General features: G+C 47.7%; 29 protein-coding genes and 1 other annotated feature. Of the genes, 14 read left to right on the top strand and 15 right to left on the bottom strand.

Features of this window, described 5'->3' with window-relative positions:
• Positions 1-74 precede the first annotated feature (74 nt).
• A complete protein-coding gene (gene murB / locus BV910_RS01765; protein WP_078146134.1) occupies positions 75-995 on the bottom strand; it encodes a UDP-N-acetylmuramate dehydrogenase in 921 nt (306 codons plus the stop codon).
• Between the two features lie 155 nt (positions 996-1,150).
• On the bottom strand, positions 1,151-1,801 hold the full coding sequence (locus tag BV910_RS01760) for a diacylglycerol/polyprenol kinase family protein (protein ID WP_015880508.1): 651 nt from the start codon (positions 1,799-1,801) through the stop codon (positions 1,151-1,153).
• 151 nt (positions 1,802-1,952) lie between these two features.
• Here BV910_RS01760 and BV910_RS01755 point away from each other — a divergent pair, with 151 nt between their 5' ends.
• Complete coding sequence (locus BV910_RS01755) at positions 1,953-2,576, top strand: DUF1836 domain-containing protein (protein WP_015880507.1); 624 nt, start codon at positions 1,953-1,955, stop codon at positions 2,574-2,576.
• A 56-nt stretch (positions 2,577-2,632) separates the two neighbouring features.
• Here the strand turns inward: BV910_RS01755 and BV910_RS01750 are convergent, their stop codons facing one another.
• Both BV910_RS01750 and BV910_RS01745 read right to left on the bottom strand, forming a co-directional pair.
• Positions 2,633-3,115 (bottom strand): LURP-one-related family protein, encoded by a 483-nt coding sequence (locus tag BV910_RS01750; RefSeq protein WP_015880506.1) that lies wholly within the window; start codon positions 3,113-3,115, stop codon positions 2,633-2,635.
• A gap of 217 nt (positions 3,116-3,332) precedes the next feature.
• Positions 3,333-3,827 carry a restriction endonuclease gene (locus BV910_RS01745; RefSeq protein WP_015880505.1) on the bottom strand — a complete coding sequence of 165 codons (495 nt, stop codon included), beginning with the start codon at positions 3,825-3,827 and terminating at the stop codon, positions 3,333-3,335.
• A gap of 126 nt (positions 3,828-3,953) precedes the next feature.
• On the opposite strand from BV910_RS01745, the gene BV910_RS01740 reads away from it, so the two are divergent.
• On the top strand, positions 3,954-6,128 hold the full coding sequence (locus tag BV910_RS01740) for a PAS domain-containing sensor histidine kinase (protein ID WP_078146133.1): 2,175 nt from the start codon (positions 3,954-3,956) through the stop codon (positions 6,126-6,128).
• Positions 6,125-7,195, top strand: coding sequence for an SDR family oxidoreductase (locus BV910_RS01735; protein ID WP_078146132.1), 1,071 nt, complete (start codon positions 6,125-6,127; stop codon positions 7,193-7,195). The genes BV910_RS01740 and BV910_RS01735 overlap by 4 nt, the downstream gene beginning before the upstream one ends.
• A gap of 69 nt (positions 7,196-7,264) precedes the next feature.
• Here the strand turns inward: BV910_RS01735 and BV910_RS01730 are convergent, their stop codons facing one another.
• Positions 7,265-7,549 carry a hypothetical protein gene (locus tag BV910_RS01730; RefSeq protein WP_078146131.1) on the bottom strand — a complete coding sequence of 95 codons (285 nt, stop codon included), beginning with the start codon at positions 7,547-7,549 and terminating at the stop codon, positions 7,265-7,267.
• 149 nt (positions 7,550-7,698) lie between these two features.
• The gene (locus tag BV910_RS01725) at positions 7,699-9,078 is read right to left on the bottom strand and encodes a TrkH family potassium uptake protein (RefSeq protein WP_078146130.1); all 1,380 of its coding nucleotides are present in this window, start codon (positions 9,076-9,078) and stop codon (positions 7,699-7,701) included.
• A 140-nt stretch (positions 9,079-9,218) separates the two neighbouring features.
• Between BV910_RS01725 and BV910_RS01720 the strand changes: the two genes are divergently transcribed.
• From BV910_RS01720 to BV910_RS01710, 3 genes are all read left to right on the top strand, one after another.
• Entirely contained in the window at positions 9,219-9,470 is a 252-nt protein-coding gene (locus BV910_RS01720) for a hypothetical protein (RefSeq protein WP_230235447.1), read from the top strand.
• 86 nt (positions 9,471-9,556) lie between these two features.
• Entirely contained in the window at positions 9,557-10,339 is a 783-nt protein-coding gene (gene motA, locus BV910_RS01715; protein ID WP_015880500.1) for a flagellar motor stator protein MotA, read from the top strand.
• Positions 10,317-11,096 carry a flagellar motor protein MotB gene (locus BV910_RS01710; protein WP_078146129.1) on the top strand — a complete coding sequence of 260 codons (780 nt, stop codon included), beginning with the start codon at positions 10,317-10,319 and terminating at the stop codon, positions 11,094-11,096. The genes motA and BV910_RS01710 overlap by 23 nt, the downstream gene beginning before the upstream one ends.
• 33 nt (positions 11,097-11,129) lie before the next feature.
• Here the strand turns inward: BV910_RS01710 and BV910_RS01705 are convergent, their stop codons facing one another.
• From BV910_RS01705 to BV910_RS01690, 4 genes are all read right to left on the bottom strand, one after another.
• Positions 11,130-12,554, bottom strand: a complete 1,425-nt coding sequence (locus BV910_RS01705) for a dihydrolipoyl dehydrogenase family protein (protein ID WP_031424403.1) — start codon at positions 12,552-12,554, stop codon at positions 11,130-11,132.
• On the bottom strand, positions 12,551-12,916 hold the full coding sequence (locus BV910_RS01700; RefSeq protein WP_015880497.1) for a DUF1499 domain-containing protein: 366 nt from the start codon (positions 12,914-12,916) through the stop codon (positions 12,551-12,553). The genes BV910_RS01705 and BV910_RS01700 overlap by 4 nt, the downstream gene beginning before the upstream one ends.
• Before the next feature lie 64 nt (positions 12,917-12,980).
• Entirely contained in the window at positions 12,981-14,360 is a 1,380-nt protein-coding gene (locus BV910_RS01695; RefSeq protein ID WP_078146128.1) for a sensor histidine kinase, read from the bottom strand.
• Positions 14,357-15,049: a response regulator transcription factor gene (locus BV910_RS01690; protein WP_015880495.1), complete on the bottom strand. Its 693-nt coding sequence runs from the start codon at positions 15,047-15,049 to the stop codon at positions 14,357-14,359. Before BV910_RS01690 ends, BV910_RS01695 begins: the two co-directional genes overlap by 4 nt.
• Before the next feature lie 129 nt (positions 15,050-15,178).
• Here BV910_RS01690 and BV910_RS01685 point away from each other — a divergent pair, with 129 nt between their 5' ends.
• Together BV910_RS01685 and BV910_RS01680 are read left to right on the top strand one after the other, a co-directional pair.
• The gene (locus BV910_RS01685) at positions 15,179-15,997 is read left to right on the top strand and encodes a Cof-type HAD-IIB family hydrolase (RefSeq protein ID WP_078146127.1); all 819 of its coding nucleotides are present in this window, start codon (positions 15,179-15,181) and stop codon (positions 15,995-15,997) included.
• 33 nt (positions 15,998-16,030) lie between these two features.
• Positions 16,031-17,029, top strand: coding sequence for an alpha/beta hydrolase (locus tag BV910_RS01680; RefSeq protein ID WP_078146126.1), 999 nt, complete (start codon positions 16,031-16,033; stop codon positions 17,027-17,029).
• A 49-nt stretch (positions 17,030-17,078) separates the two neighbouring features.
• On the opposite strand, the gene BV910_RS01675 is transcribed toward BV910_RS01680, so the two are convergent.
• The 4 genes from BV910_RS01675 to BV910_RS01660 all read right to left on the bottom strand — a co-directional run bounded on the left by BV910_RS01675 (position 17,079) and on the right by BV910_RS01660 (position 20,966).
• The gene (locus BV910_RS01675) at positions 17,079-18,638 is read right to left on the bottom strand and encodes an aromatic amino acid hydroxylase (protein ID WP_078146125.1); all 1,560 of its coding nucleotides are present in this window, start codon (positions 18,636-18,638) and stop codon (positions 17,079-17,081) included.
• 45 nt (positions 18,639-18,683) lie between these two features.
• Positions 18,684-18,878: a binding site (T-box leader), on the bottom strand.
• Positions 18,879-19,021: 143 nt separating this feature from the next.
• Positions 19,022-19,699 carry a uracil-DNA glycosylase gene (locus BV910_RS01670; RefSeq protein ID WP_031424398.1) on the bottom strand — a complete coding sequence of 226 codons (678 nt, stop codon included), beginning with the start codon at positions 19,697-19,699 and terminating at the stop codon, positions 19,022-19,024.
• Positions 19,700-19,779: 80 nt separating this feature from the next.
• On the bottom strand, positions 19,780-20,415 hold the full coding sequence (locus tag BV910_RS01665) for an FMN-dependent NADH-azoreductase (RefSeq protein WP_078146124.1): 636 nt from the start codon (positions 20,413-20,415) through the stop codon (positions 19,780-19,782).
• 119 nt (positions 20,416-20,534) lie between these two features.
• Complete coding sequence (locus BV910_RS01660) at positions 20,535-20,966, bottom strand: MarR family winged helix-turn-helix transcriptional regulator (RefSeq protein ID WP_047795835.1); 432 nt, start codon at positions 20,964-20,966, stop codon at positions 20,535-20,537.
• A gap of 159 nt (positions 20,967-21,125) precedes the next feature.
• On the opposite strand from BV910_RS01660, the gene BV910_RS01655 reads away from it, so the two are divergent.
• The 3 genes from BV910_RS01655 (at position 21,126) to BV910_RS01645 (ending at position 23,122) form a co-directional block, all read left to right on the top strand.
• Positions 21,126-21,500 carry a hypothetical protein gene (locus BV910_RS01655; protein WP_078146123.1) on the top strand — a complete coding sequence of 125 codons (375 nt, stop codon included), beginning with the start codon at positions 21,126-21,128 and terminating at the stop codon, positions 21,498-21,500.
• A gap of 134 nt (positions 21,501-21,634) precedes the next feature.
• Positions 21,635-22,519 (top strand): diacylglycerol/lipid kinase family protein, encoded by an 885-nt coding sequence (locus BV910_RS01650; RefSeq protein ID WP_078146122.1) that lies wholly within the window; start codon positions 21,635-21,637, stop codon positions 22,517-22,519.
• A gap of 57 nt (positions 22,520-22,576) precedes the next feature.
• A complete protein-coding gene (locus BV910_RS01645; protein ID WP_078146121.1) occupies positions 22,577-23,122 on the top strand; it encodes a GNAT family N-acetyltransferase in 546 nt (181 codons plus the stop codon).
• A gap of 12 nt (positions 23,123-23,134) precedes the next feature.
• Here BV910_RS01645 and cbpA read toward each other — a convergent pair whose 3' ends face one another.
• Complete coding sequence (gene cbpA, locus BV910_RS01640; RefSeq protein ID WP_031424393.1) at positions 23,135-23,770, bottom strand: cyclic di-AMP binding protein CbpA; 636 nt, start codon at positions 23,768-23,770, stop codon at positions 23,135-23,137.
• A gap of 186 nt (positions 23,771-23,956) precedes the next feature.
• Between cbpA and pdxK the strand changes: the two genes are divergently transcribed.
• Genes pdxK through bshB2 form a run of 3 tightly spaced genes read left to right on the top strand, consistent with a single transcriptional unit; the run spans position 23,957 to position 25,855 of the window.
• Positions 23,957-24,781, top strand: coding sequence for a pyridoxine/pyridoxal/pyridoxamine kinase (gene pdxK, locus BV910_RS01635; protein ID WP_015880484.1), 825 nt, complete (start codon positions 23,957-23,959; stop codon positions 24,779-24,781).
• A 55-nt stretch (positions 24,782-24,836) separates the two neighbouring features.
• Entirely contained in the window at positions 24,837-25,208 is a 372-nt protein-coding gene (locus BV910_RS01630; protein WP_074034952.1) for a YojF family protein, read from the top strand.
• Positions 25,205-25,855: a bacillithiol biosynthesis deacetylase BshB2 gene (gene bshB2, locus BV910_RS01625; RefSeq protein WP_078146120.1), complete on the top strand. Its 651-nt coding sequence runs from the start codon at positions 25,205-25,207 to the stop codon at positions 25,853-25,855. Before BV910_RS01630 ends, bshB2 begins: the two co-directional genes overlap by 4 nt.
• The last annotated feature ends 60 nt before the right edge of the window (positions 25,856-25,915 follow it).

Raw genomic sequence — 25,915 nt, 5'->3', positions numbered from 1 at the left:
CGTTCTCATCGTCTTTTTCTATATAAAAAAAGAAGAAACCGAACGCCATCGTCCGATTCCTTCATTATTATGCGTTATGCGTTCTCAACGGCGATATCTTCCCCGATGATTTTCACTTCCGGCTCTAATTCCACTTCGAATTTCTCTTTAACGGTCGCCTGGACGTGACGGATGAGTGAAATGTACTCTGTCGCCGTCGCCTCATCGATATTGACGATGAACCCAGCATGCTTGAGCGAGACTTCCGCTCCTCCGATGCGTTTCCCTTGCAGTCCAGAGTCTTGAATCAACTTGCCGGCAAAATAGCCAGGCGGACGTTTGAACACACTACCACACGAAGGGTATTCAAGCGGTTGTTTCGATTCACGTTTATACGTCAAGTCGTCCATGACTTCTTTGATTAATTCATAGTTTTTCGGTTCTAGTTCGAACGTTGCCTCGAGTACGATCAAGCCCTCTTTTGAGACACGGCTCGTTCGGTAGTCAAGATCGAGTTCATCTTTAGATAAATGAAGTACTTGACCATCCTGCGTCAACACCGTCGCAGATGTGATGACGTCTTTCGTTTCTCCGCCGTATGCACCTGCGTTCATGTAGACGGCACCACCGACCGTCCCAGGGATCCCACATGCGAACTCGAGGCCCGATAATCCCTCTGCCAGTGCTTGACGTGAGACGTCGATAATCGCTGCTCCTGCCTGGGCAATTATTTGATTCCCTTCCCGACGAATCGAGTTGAGTTCATTCAAGTTCAAAACGATTCCACGGATGCCGCCATCGCGGACGATCAAGTTTGAACCGAAGCCAAGAATCATAAACGGCATCGCTTCTTGGTGGGCCAGTTGTAAGACGGCCTGTACTTCTTCGTACGTGTGTGGAGCCACGAAGTAATCTGCTTTGCCCCCTAGTTTTGTATATGTGTGTGCCGACAATGGCTCGTCTTGAAGGACGCGCTCGGCCGGAATGATCATTTGAAGTTGCTGTAAAAAGCTCATGCGTTCACTCAATCCTTTATGTTCTATTTAATCAGTGTCTCGGTCCCACTTCATTCGTTCCGAGCACGTCACTGAATGGTTTCAGTACGAATCACAGTATACAAATGATTATTGGACGTGACAAGCAACGTTTTTCTTACAAATTCATGATTAGTTTATAGCAATAGCGATGTCGCAATGGCAACGATGATAGGAATTGTAAAGTTATCCCAATCTCGATATGAAATCGCTTCAGTTAGCGTAGCGATGATGGAAATGATAAACCCATATGTTACCACTTGCCAAAGGACGACATCATTCCACAAAAACAATAAAAATAAGACAGCATACGAGCTTAGAAACATGGCGATGCTTCCTTGGAAAGAACGCTTTTGGCCATATAAATCATAGACGACCGTCCCATATTTACGCCCGATGAGTGCTGCCATCCCGTCCCCCCAGGCGAGGACGAGTGACCCGGCTAAAAACGCGATCGGCTCAGACTCGAAGAAGAAGTATAAAATAATGAGCAATGCAATCGGATAGTATACGGTCCCGAATGATTTCCGCTCCGTTTGATGCACCGGTGACGGGCTTTTATACAAAAGGACCGCATTCGCAAATGTGAAGAAGATGAGCGGGACTGCCGCGACGTACCATGAATCCATTAACCAAACTGCTAGTAACGACCAATGTCCGACTGCGATATGTACACTTTTTCGAATCGTTTCATCCGTCCATCCAAGACGTTTCCCGACTTGCTCGAGACCCACGAGAAACACGAGGACGACTACAATGGAAAGAATCGAACTAATCCATTCATTCATTGCTTGACCACCTTCATATATAGAGTGTGTATGATACCGTCATTATACCTTAATCAGTGCCCATCCTAGCTTACTTTTCAAACATTTGGTAGAATGAGGTCAAATGACTGTATAGCCAACGTACGCTGTTGGCGATAGAAAGGGTGGCCGTATGCGCGACGCAACTTCAATTCAAACTTTGGCAGATTGCCTTCATTTTATGCAGGTCGGAGAAATCGAGCGAGCCATCGCCCTCTTCCCTGAAGACGTGCGTGAACATTTCCCAAAAGAGCTTCGAAAAATCCACTTGTTTCATATTGAAAAGAACGGCTTATCGATTAATCAAATCGTCGCCCTCGCTAACGCATTGACCGGCGAGCATCTCTCCGCGACGACGATTCAAAACTGGACGAAGCGTGAAGTCCGTAAAATCATCGGTGTCCCACGAATCGGTAAAAAGTATTCCTTGCATCAAGCGGCAATCATTTATCTCCTTGATGACTTGAAACACCTTTTTTCCCTCGAAGAGACGAGTTCCTTGTTGGCGCTCATCTTCAACAACCCTGACCGGGACGAAGACGACTTCATCAAACCGATTGATTTTTATCGACTTTACGCGGAGTATGCGAAGTCAACAAGCCCGATCGACCTTCTCGATACACGGGCGAAGCGTTCGCTCGAAAAGATGAACTATGAACATCCAAATATCATTCACGTCTTGAAGCTTTGTCTATACGCACATCGGGTGACGACACTTGAACTCGAGGCCAAGCACTATTTGAACCGTTTCATTTAATGAAACGGTTTTTTCGTATCAAAAAACACCGGTCTCTTGACCGGTGCTCGTCATCGTTATGAGACAGATGCTGCGAGCGGCATCCGTGATTTGACCGTTAACGTCTTTAAGACGGAAAGGAGTTCGAACATCGATAACTGATCGGCTTCTTTCGTTAAGCAGAACGTATCGTCTTCTTGTTTCCGTAGTTCCGCGACAAGTTTACCTGCTTTGTCGCGAACGCTAAACTTGTGACGTTCCACATCATATTGAATCGTGAAGAGTCCGCGTTCATAGACGTTGTACTCACACTTTTTCCCGAATAACGAGAACTTGTCTTTCAATTGACCAATCGCCTGTCCATCATGGTTCATCACGACCCATTTTTGGCAGTTTGGGATGTATTTCCCATGAGCGATCTGTCGTCCAGACAAATTGTGCACTTGGACACTGCCTTCCGCGTCGCGGTGAACAGATCCGATCGCATCATTTGTCTCGTCATAAATGGTCGCCTCACCTTGTGTAAAGACGCAACCTTTTACATAAATTAATTTGCGCACCGCTTTTTCCTCCTAGCACGTTCCAACCGTGATTGTTTGTATGTGTACGGTCGGGTATTACTGAAAACCCCAATCGTTTCTCTGTGTAGTTTTTATCTCGTTTCAACTACTACATATTTCATATGACGAAGATGATTATTGCATCGTTTAAAGAAAAAGACAACCCTTTTTTTTCGACATCATTTGGATTCTGTCGAACTTGTGAACAAGCCTATTCTCATCGCTTATATCCCGCTTCTTTTAAGAGTTCTTCAAGCTCCATTCTTGCAATCAGACGAACTTGATTTGGCGCCGCCAATTCGTATGCGCTGTCCGTGAAATTCGAGTTCGTCACGACCCAGCCTTCGTGTGCTTGATAATAGGGAACGGCCGCTGCAATTTGTTGAACCGCTTCGAGTCCGACCGTCTTTTCATAACGCTTTGCTTGAACGGCAATCGACCATCCATCCGGTGTCTCCAATAACAAGTCAGCACCAAAGTCACGTGATGCTGGAGTCACCGTGACCGTGTAACCAAGCGCGGTGAACACTTCCTCTAAAAATAATTCAAACTCCCGACCATCCATCCGATCAATGCGGTCGATGGTCGACAGCCTTACTTTCCATATAAACCATGCAATTCCAAGCAAGAGAAGCAGTACGCTGCTCCAAAGCGGTGCCTCGAACCACCATAAACATATGGCACCGATGATCCCAATGAGTAATCCAATCATGCTCATCTTTCCTTTCCAATTCCTCTCCCTCACTTTACTGTTTTGAGGGCAGGAAATGAAAGGGGGATCTGTCGAATGATATAGAAGATGTGCTCGTCTGACACCGCGAAGGAGGGATGACTGTTCATGGAGAATCATGCCAATCTCCAAAGTGAGTTACTTCATGCATTACCTTACGGAGTTGCGTTAATACAGAAAGATGGAACAATCGTTCAGGCAAACCGTCCGTTTCTCGAGCAGTTTCCTGAGAATCTACAGAGACGTTCGAACCTTTTTCATATGGTCAATCAGTCACCGATTACGATGGAATTGTCTCGTCGGATGGAACAAGGACTGCCTTGGATGTATGAACTGCCAACGATGCGAGTACACGCCATTCCGTGGGAAAATCAATATATCCTCTCCATTGAGCCATTGCCCCATGATACACGCGTGACGATTCAACACAACGCTTTTGAGGCGATGATGCATACTGAACTCGACATGGCGATGATCATGACGGATGCGAATCTGTTGATTACTCGTTTCAATCAGGGGGCCACGGAACTGTTTGGCTATGCGCCCCATGAAGTGCTTTACGAAATGACACCGTTCGCTTTATTTGAATCGAGAGAATTAAGTGAAAAGCGCTCTGCTTATCAAGACGAGACGGAACGGTTGCTATCGTTCGAACAAATGTTACGCCTCGCACTCGACAAAGGAGACCGGGAATGGAAATTTCAATGTAAAGATCGGACACATTTCATCGGCAAATTGTTCATGCATCCCGTTTATGAGCAAGAGCAACTCATCGGCTTCTTTTTCTTCGTATTTGATGTGAGTTCCGAGATTGAGTTGAAACGTGAGCTCCGTTATAAGGAACAGCGTTATCGCATGTTTGCCGAATCGGTCATCGAAGCCGTTCTGTTCCATGAAGATGGGATGATTCTCGATGCGAACAAGGCAGCGGAATCCATCTTTAAAATCCCTGCAGAGCAAATGATGGGACGCCAGACTATCGAGTTTATCGCGGAAGGGTACCGGGCCGATGTGTTGCGACGCATTCGCAATCACATTCAAACGCCATACGAAGTGATTGGTCGTCGGCAAGATGGAACGTTCTTAGAACTAGAAGTGTATCCGAAAGAAGTGACGTATCAAGGGCAAACGTTACGAGTCGCGGTCATGCGTGATATCAGCGACCGTAAAAAAGTAGAGCGTATGCTCGAACGTGAAAAAAATGCCATCGCCCGTCAGCGCGATATCATCCAGTCAATCTTACAAGCATCGAATGAAGCGTTCGTTTTGACCGAATCGAACGGGAGTGTCTTGTTCATGAACGTCCACGCAAGGCGACTCATGGACTTACCTGGGATTGCTCCAAACAAAATTCAAGAGCGTATCCCGCTCCTCTCCACGTTTCGTCCTCGTGACAGGAGCGAGATGCTACGAAAGATGGATCAACTTCTCGACGGGACGGCGCGTGAAGTGTCGATGCGTTTCTCCATCCCACAGCCGAATGACCGAGATGAAGAATACTATGAGATGTATGGAACGACGATGGATACAAAACGACAAATCGGTATGGATAGTGGATTCTTGTTTGTGTTTCGTAACCGAACCGAGGAAGAGCGGATGGACCAGATTAAAAATGAACTGGTGAGCACGGTCTCACATGAACTAAGAACTCCTCTTTCTTCATTATCGGGATATATTGAATTGATGCTCGCTCGAGATTTGACGCCTGAAAAACGAGAGCGCTTCTTGAAGACGATGTCGCGGGAAGCGAAACGATTGACCGTCCTACTCAACGACTTTTTGGACATCCAACGCATGGAAGATGGTCACCAAGAATATAAACAAGATCATTTCGCTTTGAATGAACTTGTCTTAGAAGTGATTGAACGCTTCCGCGAAACGAGTGATCATACCATTCATTTCGATCATGCGGATGATGACTTGTATCTCGTTGCCGACCGAGATCGCATCGAGCAAGTTCTCGTCAATTTGATTTCAAATGCGATCAAATATTCTCCGAATGGACAGGAAATCGAAGTGCGGGTCCGAAAAGACAACGATCAAGCTCATGTCTCCATTCGTGATTTTGGAATCGGGATTCCCGAGCACGCCTTTGAAAAGTTGTTTACTAAGTTTTATCGGGTCGATAATTCGGATACACGTAAAATTGGTGGAACCGGTCTCGGGTTGTCGATTTGTAAAGAAATTATCGAATCACATGGTGGGAGCATCGAAGTGGAATCGACAGTCGGGAAAGGGTCGACTTTTACATTCACATTAGACTTAGCGGAGGAAACGTCATGAACAATTATGCCTTTACCGGATTCCCTGGTTTTTTAGCAGGAAAATTAATTGAACACCTCGCTTCGTTACCGCATCAAATCGGAGTCATCTATGCCTTGCATCTTCCGAATCAACAACGTGATGCAGAAGAGCTACGAGATACGCTACTGTCAACGACGTCGCTTGCGCCACATCAGCTCGTCCTTGTCGAAGCAGACATCACGTTACCCGAAGTGATTCTCGACCCGATCATGCGGTCTGTCATTGAACGAGATGTCCATTACGTCTTCCACCTCGCTGCCGCATATGACTTGAGTATTTCGTATGACGTCGGCTATCGCGTCAACATCCTCGGGACCAAGCATGTGACCGCGTTCGCCAAACGCTCGAAACAATTGAAGCGTTACGTGTACTTTAGTACCGCCTATATCGCCGGACGTCGTCGTGGAACGGTCTATGAAAATGAATTATGGCACCGAGTCCAGTTCAAAAATCATTATGAAGCGACTAAATATGAAGCAGAGGCACTCGTTTCGCGAGAAATGGGAGGCATGCCCATCACCATCATTCGTCCTGGCATCGTAATCGGACATAGTCGCACGGGCGAAACGAAAAAGTTCGACGGTGTCTATTTCGTCTTACAATTGATGACACAACTCCAACAGATGCGCCCACTCCCTTACATCGGGCGGGCGAACGTTGAGGTAAACCTCGTTCCGTACGATTATGTAGTAGAAGCGACCGCTTTCTTAGCGCATTCTCCAAACGGTCTAAAGCGGACATTCCATTTGACGGATCCGTTCCCACACGGCGCACGCGAGGTGTATCGTATGTTGCATGAGACGATGTTTCAGCGCTCTCCTCGCGGGACCGTTCCTCATGCCGTTGCCGACGCGGCATTCACTGCTTGGAATGGTGCCAAACGGCTCGAGGTTCCTCACGAACTATTGGAGTACTTTAAACATCCCGTTCACTATGACACGACACAAACGATACGGGCGCTCGACGGAACGGGCATCGTTTGTCCGGACCTCCAGGATTACCTCCCAGAGATTGTCCATTATTTCATGGCACACAAAAAGCCCTGATTCGTCAGGGCTTCAACTATGATTGGAACCAAAAGAACACGTGTACGTTCGATCACAGCGTACACGTGTTTACATCTCATCCACATCGTTACGAGACACCGCTTGATCGTGAAGCAGACGCTCGAGGACGAGGATATAGACCAATGCCACAAGGAGCCCTACGATACTAGGAAGAACCGCAATGATGTCATCCTCCAAATACGCAGTCGGAATCAAGTAAACCAATAGCAACTTCACACCAGACATCAACATCAACGAGGAGAGTAACACAAGCGTTACCGCTCGTTTCGACACGTCCCCGAAGAAGGGGCGTCCTGTCTTCTCCCCTTTTGTCATACCAAGCCAAGATAACAAGTCAAAAGCCTCCTCGATCATTCCTTTTCCAACCCATTATATACCAATCGTTTCATACGATGAAGGCCATCAAAAAATGTCGCCTCCTGACCACGTTCACTTAAAAAGGCTGCAGTCCCTCTATGAGGAATGCAGCCCAAAACACACGTTCAACCAATCAAAATCTTCTCTTTCGGATAGCGAATTTTCCGGTCGGCTTGACGTGCGACGGTAAAGAGAATGGTCAACGACCCGACACGTCCGAGAAGCATCATGAACATGATCAAGCCCTTCCCTGCATCATTCAATTCCGCTGTGATGCCGAGCGACAACCCTACTGTCCCAAACGCCGAGACCGTTTCGAATAAAATGGCAGTCGCCGGAATGTGGCCATTCGATAAAATGACGAGTGTCGTGATTATCATAATGAACAAGAAACTTGAGATGGCTACGACGTACGCCTTTTTGATTTGAAACGCATCAATCGTCCGCTCCATGATGACCGTTTCTTTCTTCCCTGCGATGAAGGCCCACATATCCGCAAAGATGACGGCAAGCGTCGTCACTTTGATCCCCGACCCTGTCGAAGCCGCCCCTGCCCCGATATACATCAGAATCAATATCAAACCGATTGAGGCTGGTGCCATGGTCGCGATATCAATGGAATTGAAGCCGGCCGTCCGTGTCGTCACGGCTTGGAAGAACGTTACGTGTAACGCCTCACCGAGGGATCGACCGTACAATACCCCTTCGTTCGATACCCACTCAAACATCATGAGGACGAACCAAGCGACACCATTGATGACCAAGAGTGACAAAATCATGATTTTCGAATGGAGGGCGAGACGTTTCCAGCCTCTCTTTTCCGTGGTATCGGCAATCGTCGTGAAGCCAAGACCTCCAATCATAATCATGATGGCGATGGTCACAATGATGGCTGTGTTCTGCTCAAATGACATGAGACTGTCTGGGAATAATGCGAATCCAGCATTATTGAAGGCAGACACTGCATGGAAGAAACCGTAATAAAGTGCCTTTCCAAAAGAATAGTTCTCTGTACTGAACAACTCGAACGTCAAAAACAACATCCCGATGAACTGCACGATGACCGTCGTGAAGACGATGTTCCGTACGAGACGAACCGTTCCTCCCGGCCCCGCTAAATTCAGTGATTCCTGTAACAAGATTCGCTGCTTTAATCCGATTTTCTTCCCTAATACACTGAGCAACATCAAGGCGATCGTCATAAACCCGAGACCCCCGATTTGAATGAGGGCGACAATGACCAATTCACCAAACAGGGTGAAGGAGGAGCCGATGTCGACTGTCGACAGTCCAGTGACCGTTCCGGCAGACGTCGCGATAAATAAACAATCAATCCAAGAAACCGATTCTTCTTGCGCAAATGGCATATATAAAAGAGTGCCCCCGATAAAAATCGCCAGTAAAAATCCTCCCGCGATAAAACGGGCAGGTTTTTCAAATACGACTCGGTAAAGTACCTCGATTCGCTTCAAGCGCACCTCACGCGCTGACAGTCTATGCCGCATCACGACATCCCCTTCACTTCTATTATTCTAAGCCTCATGTTACTCTTCACCTTTCTAAATGCCAACAAGAAAATGTATCTCTAACGCTTTCTTCGATTTTTTGGTATTATGGGAGATAGACTTTAAGAATGTTGAGGAGGTTGAATGAAACCGTGGACCCTAGTACGGTAGATCATTCGATAGAGGATGTCTCACGAAGGTTAGAGCGTCAATCACAATGTATGCCCGCTCACCTTTATTTTCAGCTAGAAGAGTTACTCAATTGGTCACTCGAGCAAGAAGTCGTGAATCAATTGTACGCATTGTTAAAAAAATACGACGTATTAACCGATATAGAGCGTGAAGAACGAAATATCAGCATTCAAATGTTGATTGATGAAAACGGCGCTTAATCATCGGGAACGCATGTTGCGGGAGACGAGTGGCGTCTCTCGCTTTTTTTGTCCTGATTTATTTCGGAAAGGTGGAAAACAAAGACATGGATGTCGTTACGTTAGTCGGACTCATACTCGGGTTCCTCACCCTCGTCGGTGGAATGCTATTAAAAGGAGCAGGTGTTGCGCCGCTGATCAACCCTGCCGCAATGGTTATCATTTTCGTCGGTACAGCCGCGGCCGTCAGTATCGCTGTATCGAAGGAACAACTTCAGAACGTTCCAAAACTATTTAAAATCTTGTTCAAAAAACAAGAACTACCAAGCAAGTCTGGATTGCTCACGCAATTCGTCGACTTGTCGACACAAGCCCGAAAAGAGGGACTCCTCTCCCTTGAAACGGCACTCGAACAAGTCGAAGAACCATTTTTACGCCAAGGCATGATGATGGTCATCGACGGTCAACCTTCCGAATATATCGCGGAAGTCATGTCACGCGACATCGAGAATATGGAACAGCGCCATAAAGCAAACGCCGATATTTTCACACAGGCCGGGACATATGCCCCAACACTCGGGGTACTCGGAGCCGTTATCGGATTGATTGCTGCCTTGAAAGACTTATCCGATATCGAAAAGCTCGGACATGCCATTTCAGCGGCCTTCGTCGCGACACTATTCGGGATTTTCACCGGATATGTGCTTTGGTTCCCGTTTGCCAATAAATTGAAGCAGTATTCGAAGAGTGAAGTCATCATCAAGGAAATGATGATTGAAGGGATTTTATCGATTCAAAGTGGTGAATCTCCAAAAACGCTAGAAGATAAACTGTCTGTGTATTTGTCTCCAAAGGAGCGAGCTGACTATGAAGCGCAAAAAGAAGCATGATCATGAAGAACACATTCCCGAAGGCTGGCTGATTCCTTACGCCGATTTGTTGACCCTGTTGCTCGCGCTTTTCATCGTACTATTCGCATCGAGTAACATCGACCAGACAAAGCTTGAGAAAATGTCACAGTCTTTCAACCAGGTGTTCTCCGGAGGCGTCAGCGTCTTTCAAGCTTCGACTGCCTCAAACAGTGACATCGAACGTACAGACAAGACCAATACGACCGCCAACCCACGGACGTATGAATTGGCTCAACTTGATGAATTAAAAGAAGATGTAAACAAATACATTAAAAAGAATGGTCTCGAAAGCCAAATCAAAGCGACGATCAATTCAAGCGGTCTCGTCTTGACGATTCAAGACCGTGCCCTGTTCAACTTAGGAGAGGCGACACTCGATGCCGATGCTCGTGCCGTCGCACAAAACATCAGTCAGATTTTAAAGAAGGCGGGTAAGCGAGAGATTGTCGTCTCCGGTCATACGGATAACATTCCAATTAATACGGCACGTTTCCCGTCAAACTGGGAACTCAGTTCGGCACGTGCGACCGCGTTCATGCGTGGTCTTTTGGCAAATGATGCCTTGAACCCGGCCCAATTCACACTCGCGAGTTACGGTGAGTTTAAACCGATCGCGACGAACGATACAGAAGAAGGTCGCTCTAAAAACCGACGCGTTGAAGTGTTGATTAAACCACTCGTCGACCTTTCTGAAGGCGAACCGAAGATGATTGAAACCATCACCTTACCAAACTAATAATCACCCACTCGTTTGAGTGGGTGATTTGTGTTATTGCATTAATTTAAAGTAGCGTCTCGCAAGTTCGGTGAGCGGACTTTCGAACAAACGTTTCCGCCAGTAAAGGTCTGTCACTTTCTTCACGGCCTCACTTCGCGACGGATACGGGTAAATCATACGGGACAGCTTCCCGATTTTGTCGCCACGTTGCATCGCATAGACGACAATTTGCATCCAATCCCCCGCAGATTCACCGACTGCATGAGCTCCGATGATTTTTCCATTTTTCTTCGTAATCACTTTGACAAAGCCTGCTTCTTGACGTTCAGCAATGAAGCGGTCCACTTCGGACAGTTTCGCTTCATACGTCTCAATGTCGTCGCCATAACGCTCGCGCGCTTCTTTCTCTGTCATCCCGACATGGAACACCTCAGGGTCTGTGAATGTGATCCACGGGAGCTTGCTGTAGTCGACCTTGTTCCATAATCCAAAGAGCGCGTTCGCGACAACCGCTTTCCCTTCTTCTCCAGCGGCATGTGTGAATGGGAGCGTCTTGATCGTATCGCCAATGGCAAAGATATGAGATTGTGACGTCCGATATGACGACGAGACATCGATATACCCTTTCGTCACCTGAACGTTCGCCCGGTCGAGACGGAGCGCATCGATTCGGGGAACGCGACCTGTCGCCATCAGCAGTTTGTCCGCTTCATATTCGACCGTTTCGCCGTTCACCTCTGTCGTGACACGAATGCGGCCATCGACTTCATCGACTCGATTGACCTTTACGCCGATTTTTAGGCGCATCGCCATCTCGAGTTGAGATTTCAAATAGGTGGCGACGTCCTCGTCTTCTTTAGGTAGGAAATCATCCTGTGCCTCGAGCACGGTCACTTGTGAGCCGAGTCGGACAAAGGACTGGGCCAATTCAAGTCCGACCGTTCCGGCGCCGATGACAATCAGGCTCTCCGGGAGCGTCTCTTCTTCAAAGACCGTCTCGTTCGTTAAGTATGGGACTTGATCGAGTCCATCAATCGGAGGAACTGTCGGTTTCGACCCCGTCGAGATGACAAATTTTTTCCCGATCAATAACTCGTTCCCTACTTTTAATTCGTGCGGACTTTGGAACGAGGCTTCTCCGATATAGACGTCGACGCCAATCTTTTCAAAACGTTCTGTTCCGTCATGGTCTTGAATAATGGCACGTGCTTTGTCGACACGCGCTTTTGACATTTGATAATGCTCTTGTCCATTGAACTCGGTTCCGAGAACTCGGGCCGCGCGCATCATCGCATTCGCTTCTTTTGAAGCAGCAATCAACGCTTTCGACGGCACACATCCGACATGCAGACAGTCACCACCTAAATGTTTGTTCTTTTCAACAAGCGCGACCTTCGCGCCTAAATTCGCAGCCCCTGCGGCCACCGTCATCCCGGCAGCACCACCACCGATGACAATCAACTGATAGTCCTTCATCGAATCAACCTCCGGTATCGTTCGCTCACATCTTCCATTCGTTTTCGATTCACTCCAAAGTCTGAATAGCCGACACGCGACGCAGATCGAAACTCGACTTGTTGAGTAGCGTCATCAAATAAAAAATCGACATCATCTTTAAATCGCATCACTTTCGAAGTCACTACATAATGAAGTCCTTCATCTGTTTCCTTCACCAATTCAGCCCGCGGCAACTGATTCATCGCCATCTTCATGGCTTCGATCGATTGCCCGCGGCTGCCCGCATACGGCAGTGGGTCCATCCGCAATTCTTCAATTGAAGTTTGGGTTGAAACAGCATTCGGACTTCCTTTTAACGGCTTCAAAGATTGATTGGCCATTATAAAAACCTCCCTCAGTCTACATACATCTATATGTAGCCTGAATTCGGGAGGTTTAATCCTATTAATGTAGTTCACTCGGGTCGAGCGGCAATAAGACGGTCACTGTCGTCCCGTGTCCGACCTCGCTCTCGATGACGAGTTTGCCTTCATGCGCTTCGATCAATTCTTTTGAAATCGCAAGCCCAAGCCCGCTACTACCTTCTGTGACATGAGCCTGATAGAACATCTCGGTGATGCGCTGCAAATGCTCTCGTGAAATGCCGGGACCTTCATCGATAATGGAGATAAAGGCGACACGTTCCGATTGTACGAAGCGGATGGTCAACGTTCCTCCGTCTGGTGAGAAACGAATCGCGTTCTCGAGAATGTTTAAGAACACTTGTTTCAATCGATTCTCATCAAATAGTCCAACCGATTTTTGAGGATAGCGTTCGATGAGTGTGATGCCTTTGTCTTCAATTGACTGTTTCAATTGCAGTGTCACTTGACGTAACAAAGAGACCAGGTCCAGTTCTTGGCGATACAAGACCAACCGACTCTCTTCAATTTTTGTATAGTCAAGAAGCTGTTCGACGAGACCGATCATGCGCTCTGTCTCCGAATGGATGATGCTTAAACCGAGCTCTGTCTCTTCAGACAGTTTCTCATCACCACCCCGAATCGTCTCGGTCCATCCCTTAATCGATGTGAGTGGTGTCCTGAGTTCGTGCGACACGCTCGAGAGGAATTCGTTACGTGTCGACTGATGCTGCTGGACTTTCGCGCCTAAATACGTGAGCGTTCGAGCCAAGGCTCCAAGCTCATGTTTCTCATTTGACTCAACGGATACATCGAAGTCGCCCTGAGCCATCTCATCCGCCGCCTCGATGATGTGACGAATCGGTCTGACGAAGCGATCGGCAATCCGGATGACGGTGTATAGGGCGAGCAACCAGATCAAGACGCCAATCATGACGACCGTCATCCAAATTTCGCGAATGAGCGTGTCTAAATCTTCAAGCGGTCGCGTGAAACTGATGGCAAACTCGGACGTATCGTTCGTCATAATGGGACTCGTGACTGACAAGTAATGTTCATCCCCGACGTCATAGTCCTGCACGACGGACTCTCCTTGCGACAATTGCTGTAACTGTTCTTGAGAGAATGAGGCCTGCCTTGTTCGTTGTCCCGTCGTTTTGACAATCGAACCGCTCCGGTCGACAATCGTCAAATCAGTTCCAGGATATCCGAATGTCCGGACGAGGACGGAAAAGGCACTCGGCGTCTCAAACCCTACTTGGGCTTGAGGGTATAGATATGCACTCGTGGTCGCATGACTCAGTAACGCTTCTGACTCATACTCGTAATAGTAGCGATACGTCCCGTAAGACAAAACGCTGACGAGTAAGAGCAAGACGATCGTCACGACAATCATCATGCGAATGACTAACTGTTGTTTCATGCCTCATGTCTCCGCCATTTATATCCGTGACCCCACAACGTCTCGATGTAGACCGGATGACTCGGGTCATCTTCAATTTTTTGACGCAAGCGACGAATGTTGACGTCGACTGTCTTTCGGTCACCGAAATAGTTGACGCCCCATACCGCATCGAGTAGCGCATCACGTGACAAGACGATTTCTTCGTTTTGGACGAGATGACAGATCAAGTCATACTCCGTCGGCGTCAAATCGATCGACTGTCCATACTTCGTCACTTGTTTTGCGGCGAGGTCGATTGCGAACGGTCCCGACTTCAAGCGTTTCGAATCTTTTCGTTTCACTTTTTCGACACGGCGCAACAACGCTTGGATGCGCGCCACTAATTCACCTGGACTGAACGGTTTGGCGATGTAGTCGTCTGCACCTTTACCGAGCCCTTCAATTTTATCTTCTTCGAGCGTCCGTGCCGTCAACATGATGATCCCTACATTTTCGTCAAGATCACGAATGGCAGCACATGCTTCGAATCCGTCCATTTCCGGCATCATGACATCCAATAGGACGACATCGAACGGTTCACGGTCAAATGCGGTGACCGCTTCTCGACCGTTCGTCGCCTCAAAGACGTCGAATCCGGCTCGTTTTAAATTGACAATAATGAAGCTGCGAATCGCATGTTCATCCTCAGCTACTAAAATTCGATTCATATCGATTTCCACCTCTTCTAGAGTTCACTTCTCTACATTATAGTTACGTTTTTGCGACAAGGTTGTCAATTGACCTTAAAAAGGTTTAGGATGGAGTCATTAGATTCTGAAGGAGGACCCCCTACTACTATGAGTTACAAGATGATTGTATTGGATATGGATGATACGCTCCTCACGAGCGACCATACGATTTCCCCTAAGACAAAAGAAGCACTTCTCGATGCACAGGCGCGCGGCTATAAAGTCGTTCTCGCGAGCGGACGACCAACGTTTGCGATGTGGGATGCAGCCCGTGAATTAGAACTTGCGAAATACGGAAGCTACATCTTATCGTTCAACGGTGCCTCAGTCATCGATTGTGCGACGAACGAGGAGATTTTTTCGAGCACGCTCCAGCCGGATACAGTCGCCCATCTCCATGATATCAGTGAACGGGAAGGAATCGCGATTCATACGTACGTCGGTAACGAAATCGTAACCGATCGCCCGAACCCTTATACGGATATCGAAGGTGAATTGACGGGAATGCCGGTCATTCATGTCGACAACTTTAAAGATGCCGTGACAGCCCCGGTCGTCAAATGTTTGATGCTTGCAGATGGCGACACACTCGCTCCGATCGAAACAAAGCTACAAACAGAATTGGCTGGAAAATTGGCTGTGGCCCGTTCAAAACCGTTCTTCCTTGAGTTTACGGAAGCAGGTGTCACAAAAGGAACGAGTCTCGCCTTCCTTGCAGATCAACTCGGCATCGCACAAAAAGAAGTCATCGCTTGCGGTGACGGAAACAATGATTTGACGATGATTGAATGGGCCGGCCTCGGTGTCGCGATGGGAAATGCTAACACGACGGTCAAAGGGAAAGCGGACTTCATCACAAAATCAAACAACGAAGACGGAATCGCTCATGTCATCGAAACGTACATGGCGGACGTACTCCTCACGTAATAAGCTTCTGATTGTAGAATGGGAGGAAGGAAGATGAATAAAGGGTTGAAACGAGCTGGAGTCGGATTGATTGGAACTGCGGTCGCAGGAGCGGCTTATGTGTTCCTTTCACCTAAACCAGCCACACGTTTAATCAAAACTTCGTTCGCAGGGGGGAACGAAGTGGAGATGAAGGGATTCGAGGAAGTCGTTCAAAAGACGTCTGTCCGAAAAGACATCGACTACTTGTCTTCTTATGACAACGGAACGTTTGATTTGATTCGCTATGAAGGCGACCGAAAACCTGTCCCAACAATCTTTTGGGTGCATGGTGGGTCGTTCGTCGGTGGGGATAAATCGGATGTGTTAAAATATGCCACTTCGATTGCGAGTAATGGCTATAACGTCGTCAGTATCAATTACGCACTCGCACCTGACGTGATGTATCCGACCCCGCTCAAACAAATCGAAGAGGCGTACTCGTTCATTGCTGAGAACAATGACCGCTTCCGTCTCGATTTGGACCGCGTCTTCTTTGCAGGTGATTCGAATGGTGGACAGCTCGTTGCACAGTTTGTCGGCGTCCAGTTGAATGACGACTATTCACCTTCTGCTGAAGTGGGACAAGTCGTACCAAAATCCTCTATCCTCGGTACCGTCCTCTTGTCTGCACCGCTCGACTTGAAGCGCACATGGCTCGAATCATCGAAATCGGTGAACCGCTTCTTGTTCAAACGAATCGGATGGGCATACTTCGGCACGTACAATTGGGAGACTCTCCCGGTCGTTGCTGAAGCATCGCCACTCGTCAATGTACCGGCCACATTCGCCCCAACGTTTATCGCGGACGGGAATGACCATTCCTTTGAGGAACAGGCCAAAGAATTTGCGACGATTCTTTCAGGACGGACGGATGTCACGACTGTCTTTTATGATCGGAATGAGCACGAGCTCGGACATAATTATTACTTCGAAATGGACCGCCCAGCGGCCAATTCCACGTATCGTCGTTTGATTACGTTCTTACGTGAAACGACAAATCAATCTGTATAACGCACAAGAGGCGACGTTCTCCTACTATGGAAAACGTCGCCTCTTTTCGTTAGCGCAATAGGTCGAACGCGCGACCAATCAATTCATTTCGGGATGGGGAAGTCTGACGCAACGCTTCAAGACGTTCAATCAATGTCTGTTTCAGTCCTTCATCCTTCACCAGTTCCAGACACTCGATGTGTAATAACCAGGCGTCAGGGTGGTGCGTTAAGATCTCTGGGATGAGACCGTCGATTGATTCTCCCCGCTCACGCATGAGATGGATGCGGTTGAACATCGGATCATCGTTTGTCCATACACGCTCATCCCGTTCAATGATCACCGGTTTTTCAATCATCATCAACTCGTCTACCGTGGTTCCCGGGAAAACTGATGGAAGTGAGTCGACACGTACCTCAAGTGAGTCGAGAGGAATCGTTCGTCCTTCTAACTGAACGGTCACATCCTTGAGTAAATCAGATGCACATGCGTGACGAACAGTCGTCCCGTCCTCAAAGAGGTCATCGCGACCCAGCGCTGATTCCGTGTCATGGACAACGAGGAGTCCATGACGCTCTCGTTTCGTTAACTGACCATTTTTTACAATGGTACATTCATCCCATTGAATGAGCGTATGTTCTTTCGACTCCGTCATGTGACGAACGATGCCGACACGTTCTGATCCATCTTCAAGTCGAATCGTCGATTGACTTCCCGATGCCAACGCTTTCGCCACAGATTCAATCCCACCTTTTCGAATCGCCATTCTTCCCTCTAGTTCATCTAAGACAGAAGAGAGCGTCTCAAAGTTTGGAATAACGAATAGCTCTTTTTGCATGTTTGTCACGTCTTGCTTCGTCTGTAGCGCGTGCTCCAAGTCGAATGGATGTTTGACGACCGCATCTGTCAGACAGTGACGGCTCTCTCCTACCGATGATAAGAGGCCTGCCCCGTAAATCATCGGGTTGTCGAGGTCACCAATCAATCCGAATTCAACGGTCCACCAAAAGATACGCGCGACCTGTTGTGCTTCAGAAAAGCCAGTCACTTGCGCTTTCGCCTCATGTACGGCTTTCTCCGCCGCCTCGATGTCCTGTTCAGTCGAATTCGCATTCTCCTTCACAATCGTCAAGCGTTTCAATGCGGCGAACGAGGCATGTTCTTCTCGGTTCATGAACGCCTTGGCCCCTAATTGACCGAAGCGTTTGACGATTGCCGAAAACGTCGGGTCCATCAACATTGGCGCATGTCCCGCCGCCTCGTGAATGATGTCAGGGGCTGGACTGTATAAAATATTCTCGACTTTCCGAATGTCTGTCGCGACCGGGAGCATCCCGTTTCCTTGGAAGTCAAAAAAGGCAACGCCGGGGATGAGTCCATCCACTGCGACCGTCGACCATCCTGCCGCCTGCATCTCATCCGTCATCTGTTCGACGTTCGGCAATCGATCCGGCCCCATTCCCGTCCGTTTCAATCCTTCGATGTAAAACGGATGCGCCTTCCCTTCTAACGTGTGCAAGTTCAACCGCAACACGAAACGCCAAACGGCGTGATCCGTTGGTGTGTATTCATTGTAGAACTGCGGTGAAATATGTGGGGCTAGGTGTTTTGGAATCGATTGTGTCAACATGTGAAGTCCTCCTTTGAAATCAAAAAAATCCCTATCGCTTGAATCGATAGGGACGACAAAGCCGCGGTACCACCCTGGTTGCTAGAAAAATATCTAGCCGCTTGATCCGATAACGGGGGACCGCTCAATGATGAGAGCTCAGGAACTGTAATTCGATTCATCTTTTGGGCGTGTTCGCAGCACCACACGCTCTCTGGGCCAGGGAAGATGTCTCTACTTCGGTTCTTTCTTCGCTTCTATTACGTATACATTTCTTTATCTTTTATACAGTTATGCTGTTATGCATATATGCTTTTAAGCGCTAAAGTGGCGTCTTGTTAGTTACTGTACCAAAGGTTTTTCGACGCGTCAACAAAAAACAGCCTACGAATTTTCGTAGACTGTCATAAACACCATTCAATTGGGGGTTTTCCCCACTCCTTCAATGCATCGTTCACTTGAGAGAATGGCTTAGAGCCGAAGAATCCACGATGGGACGACAAAGGACTTGGATGAACGGACGTAAGCACTTTATGTTGGTCTCCAATCCATTTCATTTTCTTCTTCGCATCATTTCCCCACAAGATGAATACAATCGGTTCCTCACGACTCCCAAGCCGCTCAATGATAGAGTCAGTGAACTGTTCCCACCCTTTTCCACGGTGAGAGCCCGCCTTCCCCGCTTCAACCGTCAGTGCCGTATTTAAGAGCAGGACGCCTTGTTTCGCCCATTTCTCGAGGTTGCCACTCTTCGGGAGATCACACCCAACGTCATCTTTTAGTTCTTGAAAAATGTTTCGTAAAGACGGCGGGAAACGTACTCCGTCCTGCACCGAAAAACTGAGTCCATGCGCTTGGTTCGGTCCGTGATACGGATCTTGTCCTAAAATGACGCACTTCACCTCACTGAATTTCGTGTAAATAAATGCGTTCCAAATATCTTCTCGGGTCGGGTAAACGATCGTTTCTTCATACGCTTGGTCAACGAATTGCTTTAGTTGTTGAAAGTAAGGTTGTTTCATCTCTTCTTGGATAATATCCGTCCAATCTCCAAGTAATCGACTCGATAACTGATCTGCCATTGCATACTCCCCTTTCCCTTTGTATCATACCCAAAATAAATGCATACAAAAAGACGAGTCAATCGACTCGTCTCTCTAGGTTATACCGTTACTGCGCCTGCAACTTCTTTCGCAAGTGCTTCAGCTTTCGCTTTCGCGTCTGCCACGATCTCTTCGATTTTATCTGGGTATTGGTTCATCCCTTCGACCGCTACCGTCGTCACTTCAGATACACCGACGAACGCGAGCGCTTGGCGAAGGTATGCGTCTGCGAAGTTAAGGTCAGTTCCTGTGTAGATTCCGCCTGTCCCTTGGATGTGGATCGCTTGTTTGTTTTCAAGCAAGCCGACAGGACCTTGCTCCGTGTAACGGAACGTTTTACCTGCCATGAGCACGCTATCGAGGAACATTTTCATACGTGCTGGGAAGAAGAAGTTCCACATTGGCGTTGCGAACACGTAAAGGTCCGCTTCCATGAATTTCTCAAGCATGCCGCTCATTGTGCCTACCTTTTTCGCTTCTACATCAGTGAGCGCTTCGCCTGAAGCGAATTTGCCCCATGCACTGAGCACATCTCCGTCGATTTCTTGAACATCAACATCGTAGAGTTCGATTGCTTCCACTTCGATTGATGGATTTTCTGCTTGGAGTGTCGAAACGAATGTTTCTGCCACTTGTTTGCTGTATGAAAGTTCAGTTGGTTTCGGGTTAGCCGATACATATAATACTTTAGTCATCGTGTAATCCTCCATTTGTGTAATCTCTAATTTTTCAATAACAGTTAGAACTATATCATCTGTATATCTCATCGTCAATTATTTTAATTTCAAGATATTGAATAAAAAAGCAACGGGCTTTATTTGCCCGCTGCGTTATAACCGACTCGTTTCAATAACGAAATCAATTGTTCCGTCTCTTCATCACTTAACGGTCCATATATATCTTTGAAGATTTCAATATGTTGCGGATAGACGACGTCCATGAGCGCCTTTCCATCGTCTGTCAATGAAGCATATGTGACACGTCGGTCAGACGGGCAGGCGATTCGTTCAATCAGCCCTCGCTTCTCCAACTTATCGATCACATATGTCACGCTACCGCTCGTAATCAAAATCTGATCCCCAATTTGTTGCAACGGGGTGTCTCCTCGTTTATACAGTACGGATAAAACACCGAACTCTGTTGAATTTAACTGGTGGCGTCGTAAATCTTCTTTCACACGATCACTGATGGCATCCATCGTACGCGCAAGAACAACCCACGCCTTCAATTCAAGGGATTCAATCATGTCGGTTTCACCTCAATTCGTTCATCATATATCACTAGTATAGCAGGACTTATGCAGTATAAGCCGGGAAAAATACTTCGTCAAGGAACTTCTTCATTGTCGCCCATGTCGGAAACGTTTAGAATGGTAGTATTGTGATTTTAAGAAAGGGTGGACCGTATGCGTGAGTATTACGAAATTTCATTGACGATTAGACGGGAGTTTTTGCATGCTGTCATCGATTTGTTGAATCGGGAAGGCATCGCACCGGACTATGCGCTCGAAAAAGAAGGCGCGGTCTTTTTATTATTCAATCATTTACCTTGGCCAAACGTGACCCGTGAACCGCATGCCGTGGAACGTTTCTTATTGACGTTGAAACGATCGGACTATTTATTCGTCAAAACGAAACGTAAATCACCGGTCCCCGATCATGAACCGGTCGCCTGTATGGGGGCTCTCGTCTCCCCGTTCAATGAACATTTGCGCATCGAACTTGCCGTGGACGAGTCGGAAGCAAGTCATTTAGATATGTCCGCATTCCGTCATTATTAAACAATCGAATGCCCAACGCATCCCCTTGAAGATTAGAGCGAGATAGCTAATCGACATGGGGATTTTTTAGGAGTATCTGCTTTCTTTGACGGGAATAAAGGACAGTATTCGAGTTGAAAAGGAGACATGTTGGAATGGACACAGTCATGTTAATCGTCAATCCATCCTCAGGGAAAGAGTTGGGGGAACAACACGCAACACATGCCGAAGAGGTGTTGCGCGAACGATATGGACACGTCGATGTCCGCTTCACTGAAAAGGAACAGGATGCGACGAACTTCGCACGTGAAGCGGCAGAAAAGCACTATCAGGCCGTGATTGCGATGGGTGGGGACGGAACCTTGAACGAAGCGGTGACCGGTCTAGCCGAGGCTACTCATCGACCTGACTTCGGTATCATTCCACTTGGGACGGTCAACGACCTCGCCCGTGCACTCGGTGTCCCAAGTGACCCTAAACAAGCAATCGAGGCTCTCCGCGACGCTGAACCGACACCGATGGATATCGGAAAGTATGAGAACGGTTATTTCATGAACGTCATCGCCATCGGGCTCATTGCCGAAGCTGTCGACGAAGTAAGTGTGAAAGAAAAGACGAAATGGGGACCGTTCGCTTACTTGATTGAGGGTGTAAAAGCGTTCCGTGAACATAGTCCATATGAGTTGGCGCTTGACAGTAAAGACGGGGAGTTTGATGGCGAGGCTTATCTCGTCGTTATCGCCTTGACGAACTCGGTCGGAGGATTCGAAAACTTCGAACCGGACGCGCGGCTGAATGATGGGCTTCTTCACGTCTATATCTTTGAAGAGCTCGGGTTAAAGGACGCACTTCAATTAACACCCGCCCTCTTTACAGGAAAGTTGAAGGAAACGGATAGCGTCACCTCATTTTGTACGTCACGGGTGAACGTGACCTCGCCTGATGCGCTTCCTGTAAATGCTGACGGGGACACAGGCGGCAAGCTACCCCTCACCTTTGAAGTATTGCCGAGCCACTTAAACGTATTAAAGCCGGTATAAGAGCAGGAATTTTGACGATTGAATCGAATGTGTTCAAGCGAGAAAGGAGAATGACCTATCAATATCTCACTTGTTCCATTAACAGTCGCATCCGGCGACATCGTCGATACATTCAATCGTTGGAATAACGATCCTGAGATCGTCCATCTTATTCGCCCGAGCCGCTCTAAAGAAGAATTGACCGCCCATTATGAGATGACGGTTGACGATTTAGAAGAACGACTCTTAACACACGATATTTTTCTTATCTACGTAGATGACCATCTCGTCGGAGAAATGAACGTCATGTATGACCCGCCTCATTTATATCGACAAGAACCCGGTACAGCTTGGCTCGGTTTCGTCATCGGCGAATCTGTAGGTCGCGGAAAAGGCGTTGGCACAGAAGCTCTTCGTTTGTTAGAAGAGCAATTGCGAGCCAAACAAGCACCTCGTATGGAACTTGGCGTTTTCGCTTTCAACCATGCGGCCCATCGTCTCTATACGAAATGTGGGTATCAAGAAATCGGTCGGATCGAGCACTTCACCTACTGGGACGGTCAATTTTGGTCCGATATTCGGATGGAAAAACGACTCGACGAAAAACCCTTTCACGCCAAGTGAAAGGGTTTTGACTTAGTTCTTTAAGTTCTCGACTTCGACAATCCGGAAGCCTTTTTGTTCAAGCTTAGAGACAACCTTGTTTTTCATGTCTTCTTCACAGTCTGGTGGTAGTGTCACGAGTACCCGACGCAATACTTTACTTTTCGCATCGAGCGTCATCAAGCTCGCGATTGATGTATATTTGTTCACGATTTTCGTGATTTTCTCAAGTGCCCCAGCCTGTTCGCTCAAGGCGATTGTCAAGACGTAACTACCCGTGTCGCGACTCCATGCTTCTTCGAGCATCCCGAGCATCTTACCGTGGGGAAGAATGCCATAAAATTCATTGCTCTCATCTTTCAATACAGCAATGTACGGCAATTCTTTGATTGAGAAAAATACTTCAAAGAATCCATCTGACTCATGGACGTACTTTTGTGTATTCTTGATGAGTGTCATCACATTATCGTCCATGTTTTCCCCGTTCATTCCATGACGATAAATATGCATCTTGTAAATGTTACCGCGGAAAAATTTCCCCGTCTCGTCTAAAACAGGTACACAACGGTATCCTGTTTCTTCAAGCGTATGAAGCGCTTCCCGCAATGTTGCCTTTTCACTGATGGTGACAACATCTTTCTTCGGGATACATAAGCTATGCACTAACATGCGTTTTCCTCCCAGCCAATAATAAAGTGGTCTACACCCTATTCATTATTATTCCCCAAATATGATGAATATCCTGCATACTTTTTCTGAAAAGTTATGAACACTTCTCGTAATCCTTGCATTTGTCGGAATTCAAAAAAGTCGTTATAGTGAAACTATCCAAACAGACAAAGGGGATGGACGATTATGACGATGAAAAAAGCATTGACGATTGCCGGTTCTGACACAAGCGGCGGCGCGGGAATCCAAGCCGACCTCAAAACGATGGAAGAACTCGGTGTATACGGTATGACAGCTTTGACTGTCATCGTGGCACAAGACCCACATAACGCATGGAATCACGAAGTCTTTCCAATCGACACGACCTTGATCGAGAAACAAATCGATACGGTGCTCGCTGGAATTGGAGTCGATGCAGTGAAGACAGGTATGCTCCCGACACCTGAAATCATCGAACTCGCAGCACGGAAGATTAAAGAATACGGAATCCAGAATGCCGTCGTCGATCCGGTCATGGCATGTAAAGGTGCGGATGAGATTCTTGATCCGAACGTTGCGGTCGCGATGCGTCAACACCTCGTACCAGTCGCAAAAATCATCACACCGAACTTATTCGAGGCGCGTATGCTCGCTGGCCTTGATAAAACACCCGCAACGATGGACGAAATCAAAGAAGCCGCTCGTTTAATCCATGAACTCGGCGCAGAGATCGTCATCGTCAAAGTCGGTGGCAAACTCGGATTCGATACAGCATTCGATGTCTTGTACGACGGAAACGAATTCCGCCTTCTTGAAAGTGAAAAAATCGAGCCTGCGTTCACACACGGCGGCGGATGTACGTTCTCTTCTGCCATCGCAGCCTCACTCGCCAACGGTCACACGGTCGAAGAAGCGATTGAAATCGGAAAAGAGTTCATCACAGAAGCCGTTCGTCATTCATTCCGTCTCAACCAATACGTTGGACCGACGAACCATACCGGATACCGTAAAAAAGTAGCAACACAATCGTAAACAGATGACCCGGAACTACGTGTTTCGGGTCATCCTTTCCATTGGAGGGACAGACGTGAAAGCGATTCAACCTGATCACATTCAGCACTATTTAGACAATCACGTCGCGACACCACTTTTCGTCCATGTCGAGACGACGAACGGTGCCTACGCGACACATAATGATCCGGACTTTCATAACGCCGGGATGTTTATCCGTAATGCCAAAATCGAATACAGCATCGGTCAAATTAAAGGAAATGGTCCCTATCGTGTCGGTTTAAAACTCGATCACGGTTGGCTCTATGTCGAGGGATTGACCGACTATGAAATGCACGAAGAACAGTTGTTACTCGCTGGTCACGATCGTCTCGGTCGTCTCGCATGTGCGCTGCACATCGATATCAAGCCGCTCCCACAAGGCGCATCGGAGGTGGAGAATCAATGAATGGACCGTTACTCGTCATATTCCCACACCCGGACGATGAGGCGTTCAGCTCGGCCGGAACGATTATCCAACATCGTCAAAGAGGACTACCCGTCACATACGTCTGCTTGACGCTCGGTGAAATGGGACGCAACATGGGTTCCCCGATTTTTACGACACGTGAAGAACTGCCGAAAATTCGAAAACATGAACTCGAAGAAGCATGTCGCATGATGGGCATCGAGGACCTGCGCATGTGGGGTCTTCGTGACAAGACCGTCGAATTTGAGGACGAGGCCGAGCTCGCTGGTCGCTTCCGCGCATTGATTGACGAAGTGAAGCCGGAAACCGTCATCTCATTCTATCCAGGATATGCCGTCCACCCGGACCATGAAGCGACAGCCCGTGCCGTCGTACGTGCGCTTCAAGAGATTGGCGAGACGCGCCCTGAGTTCTTAGGTGTCGCCTTTGACCGCCGCACAGAAGACGAACTCGGACAACCTCACGTCATCGTCGATGTAACGGAAGAGAGCGAACAAAAGAAAGATGCCCTGTTTGCCCACCGGTCTCAGACGGAAGGTCTGCTTCGTGCGATCGATAACGCAGAAAACGCCCACGTCATGGAGTTACTCCAACGTGAGCGCTTCTATCATTATCCGTTCTCATGATTCATAGGCTAGACGGGTCATATAAAGCAATGCCCCGACGGTCCCAAGACCGATTAACGT

Origin of the sequence: Exiguobacterium sp. HVEsp1 (genome assembly GCF_002009685.1) — a bacterium.
Taxonomy (GTDB): Bacteria; Bacillota; Bacilli; order Exiguobacteriales; family Exiguobacteriaceae; genus Exiguobacterium; species Exiguobacterium profundum.
The sequence above is the reverse complement of the archived record's forward strand: the minus strand, read 5'-3'. Positions and strand labels throughout refer to the sequence as shown.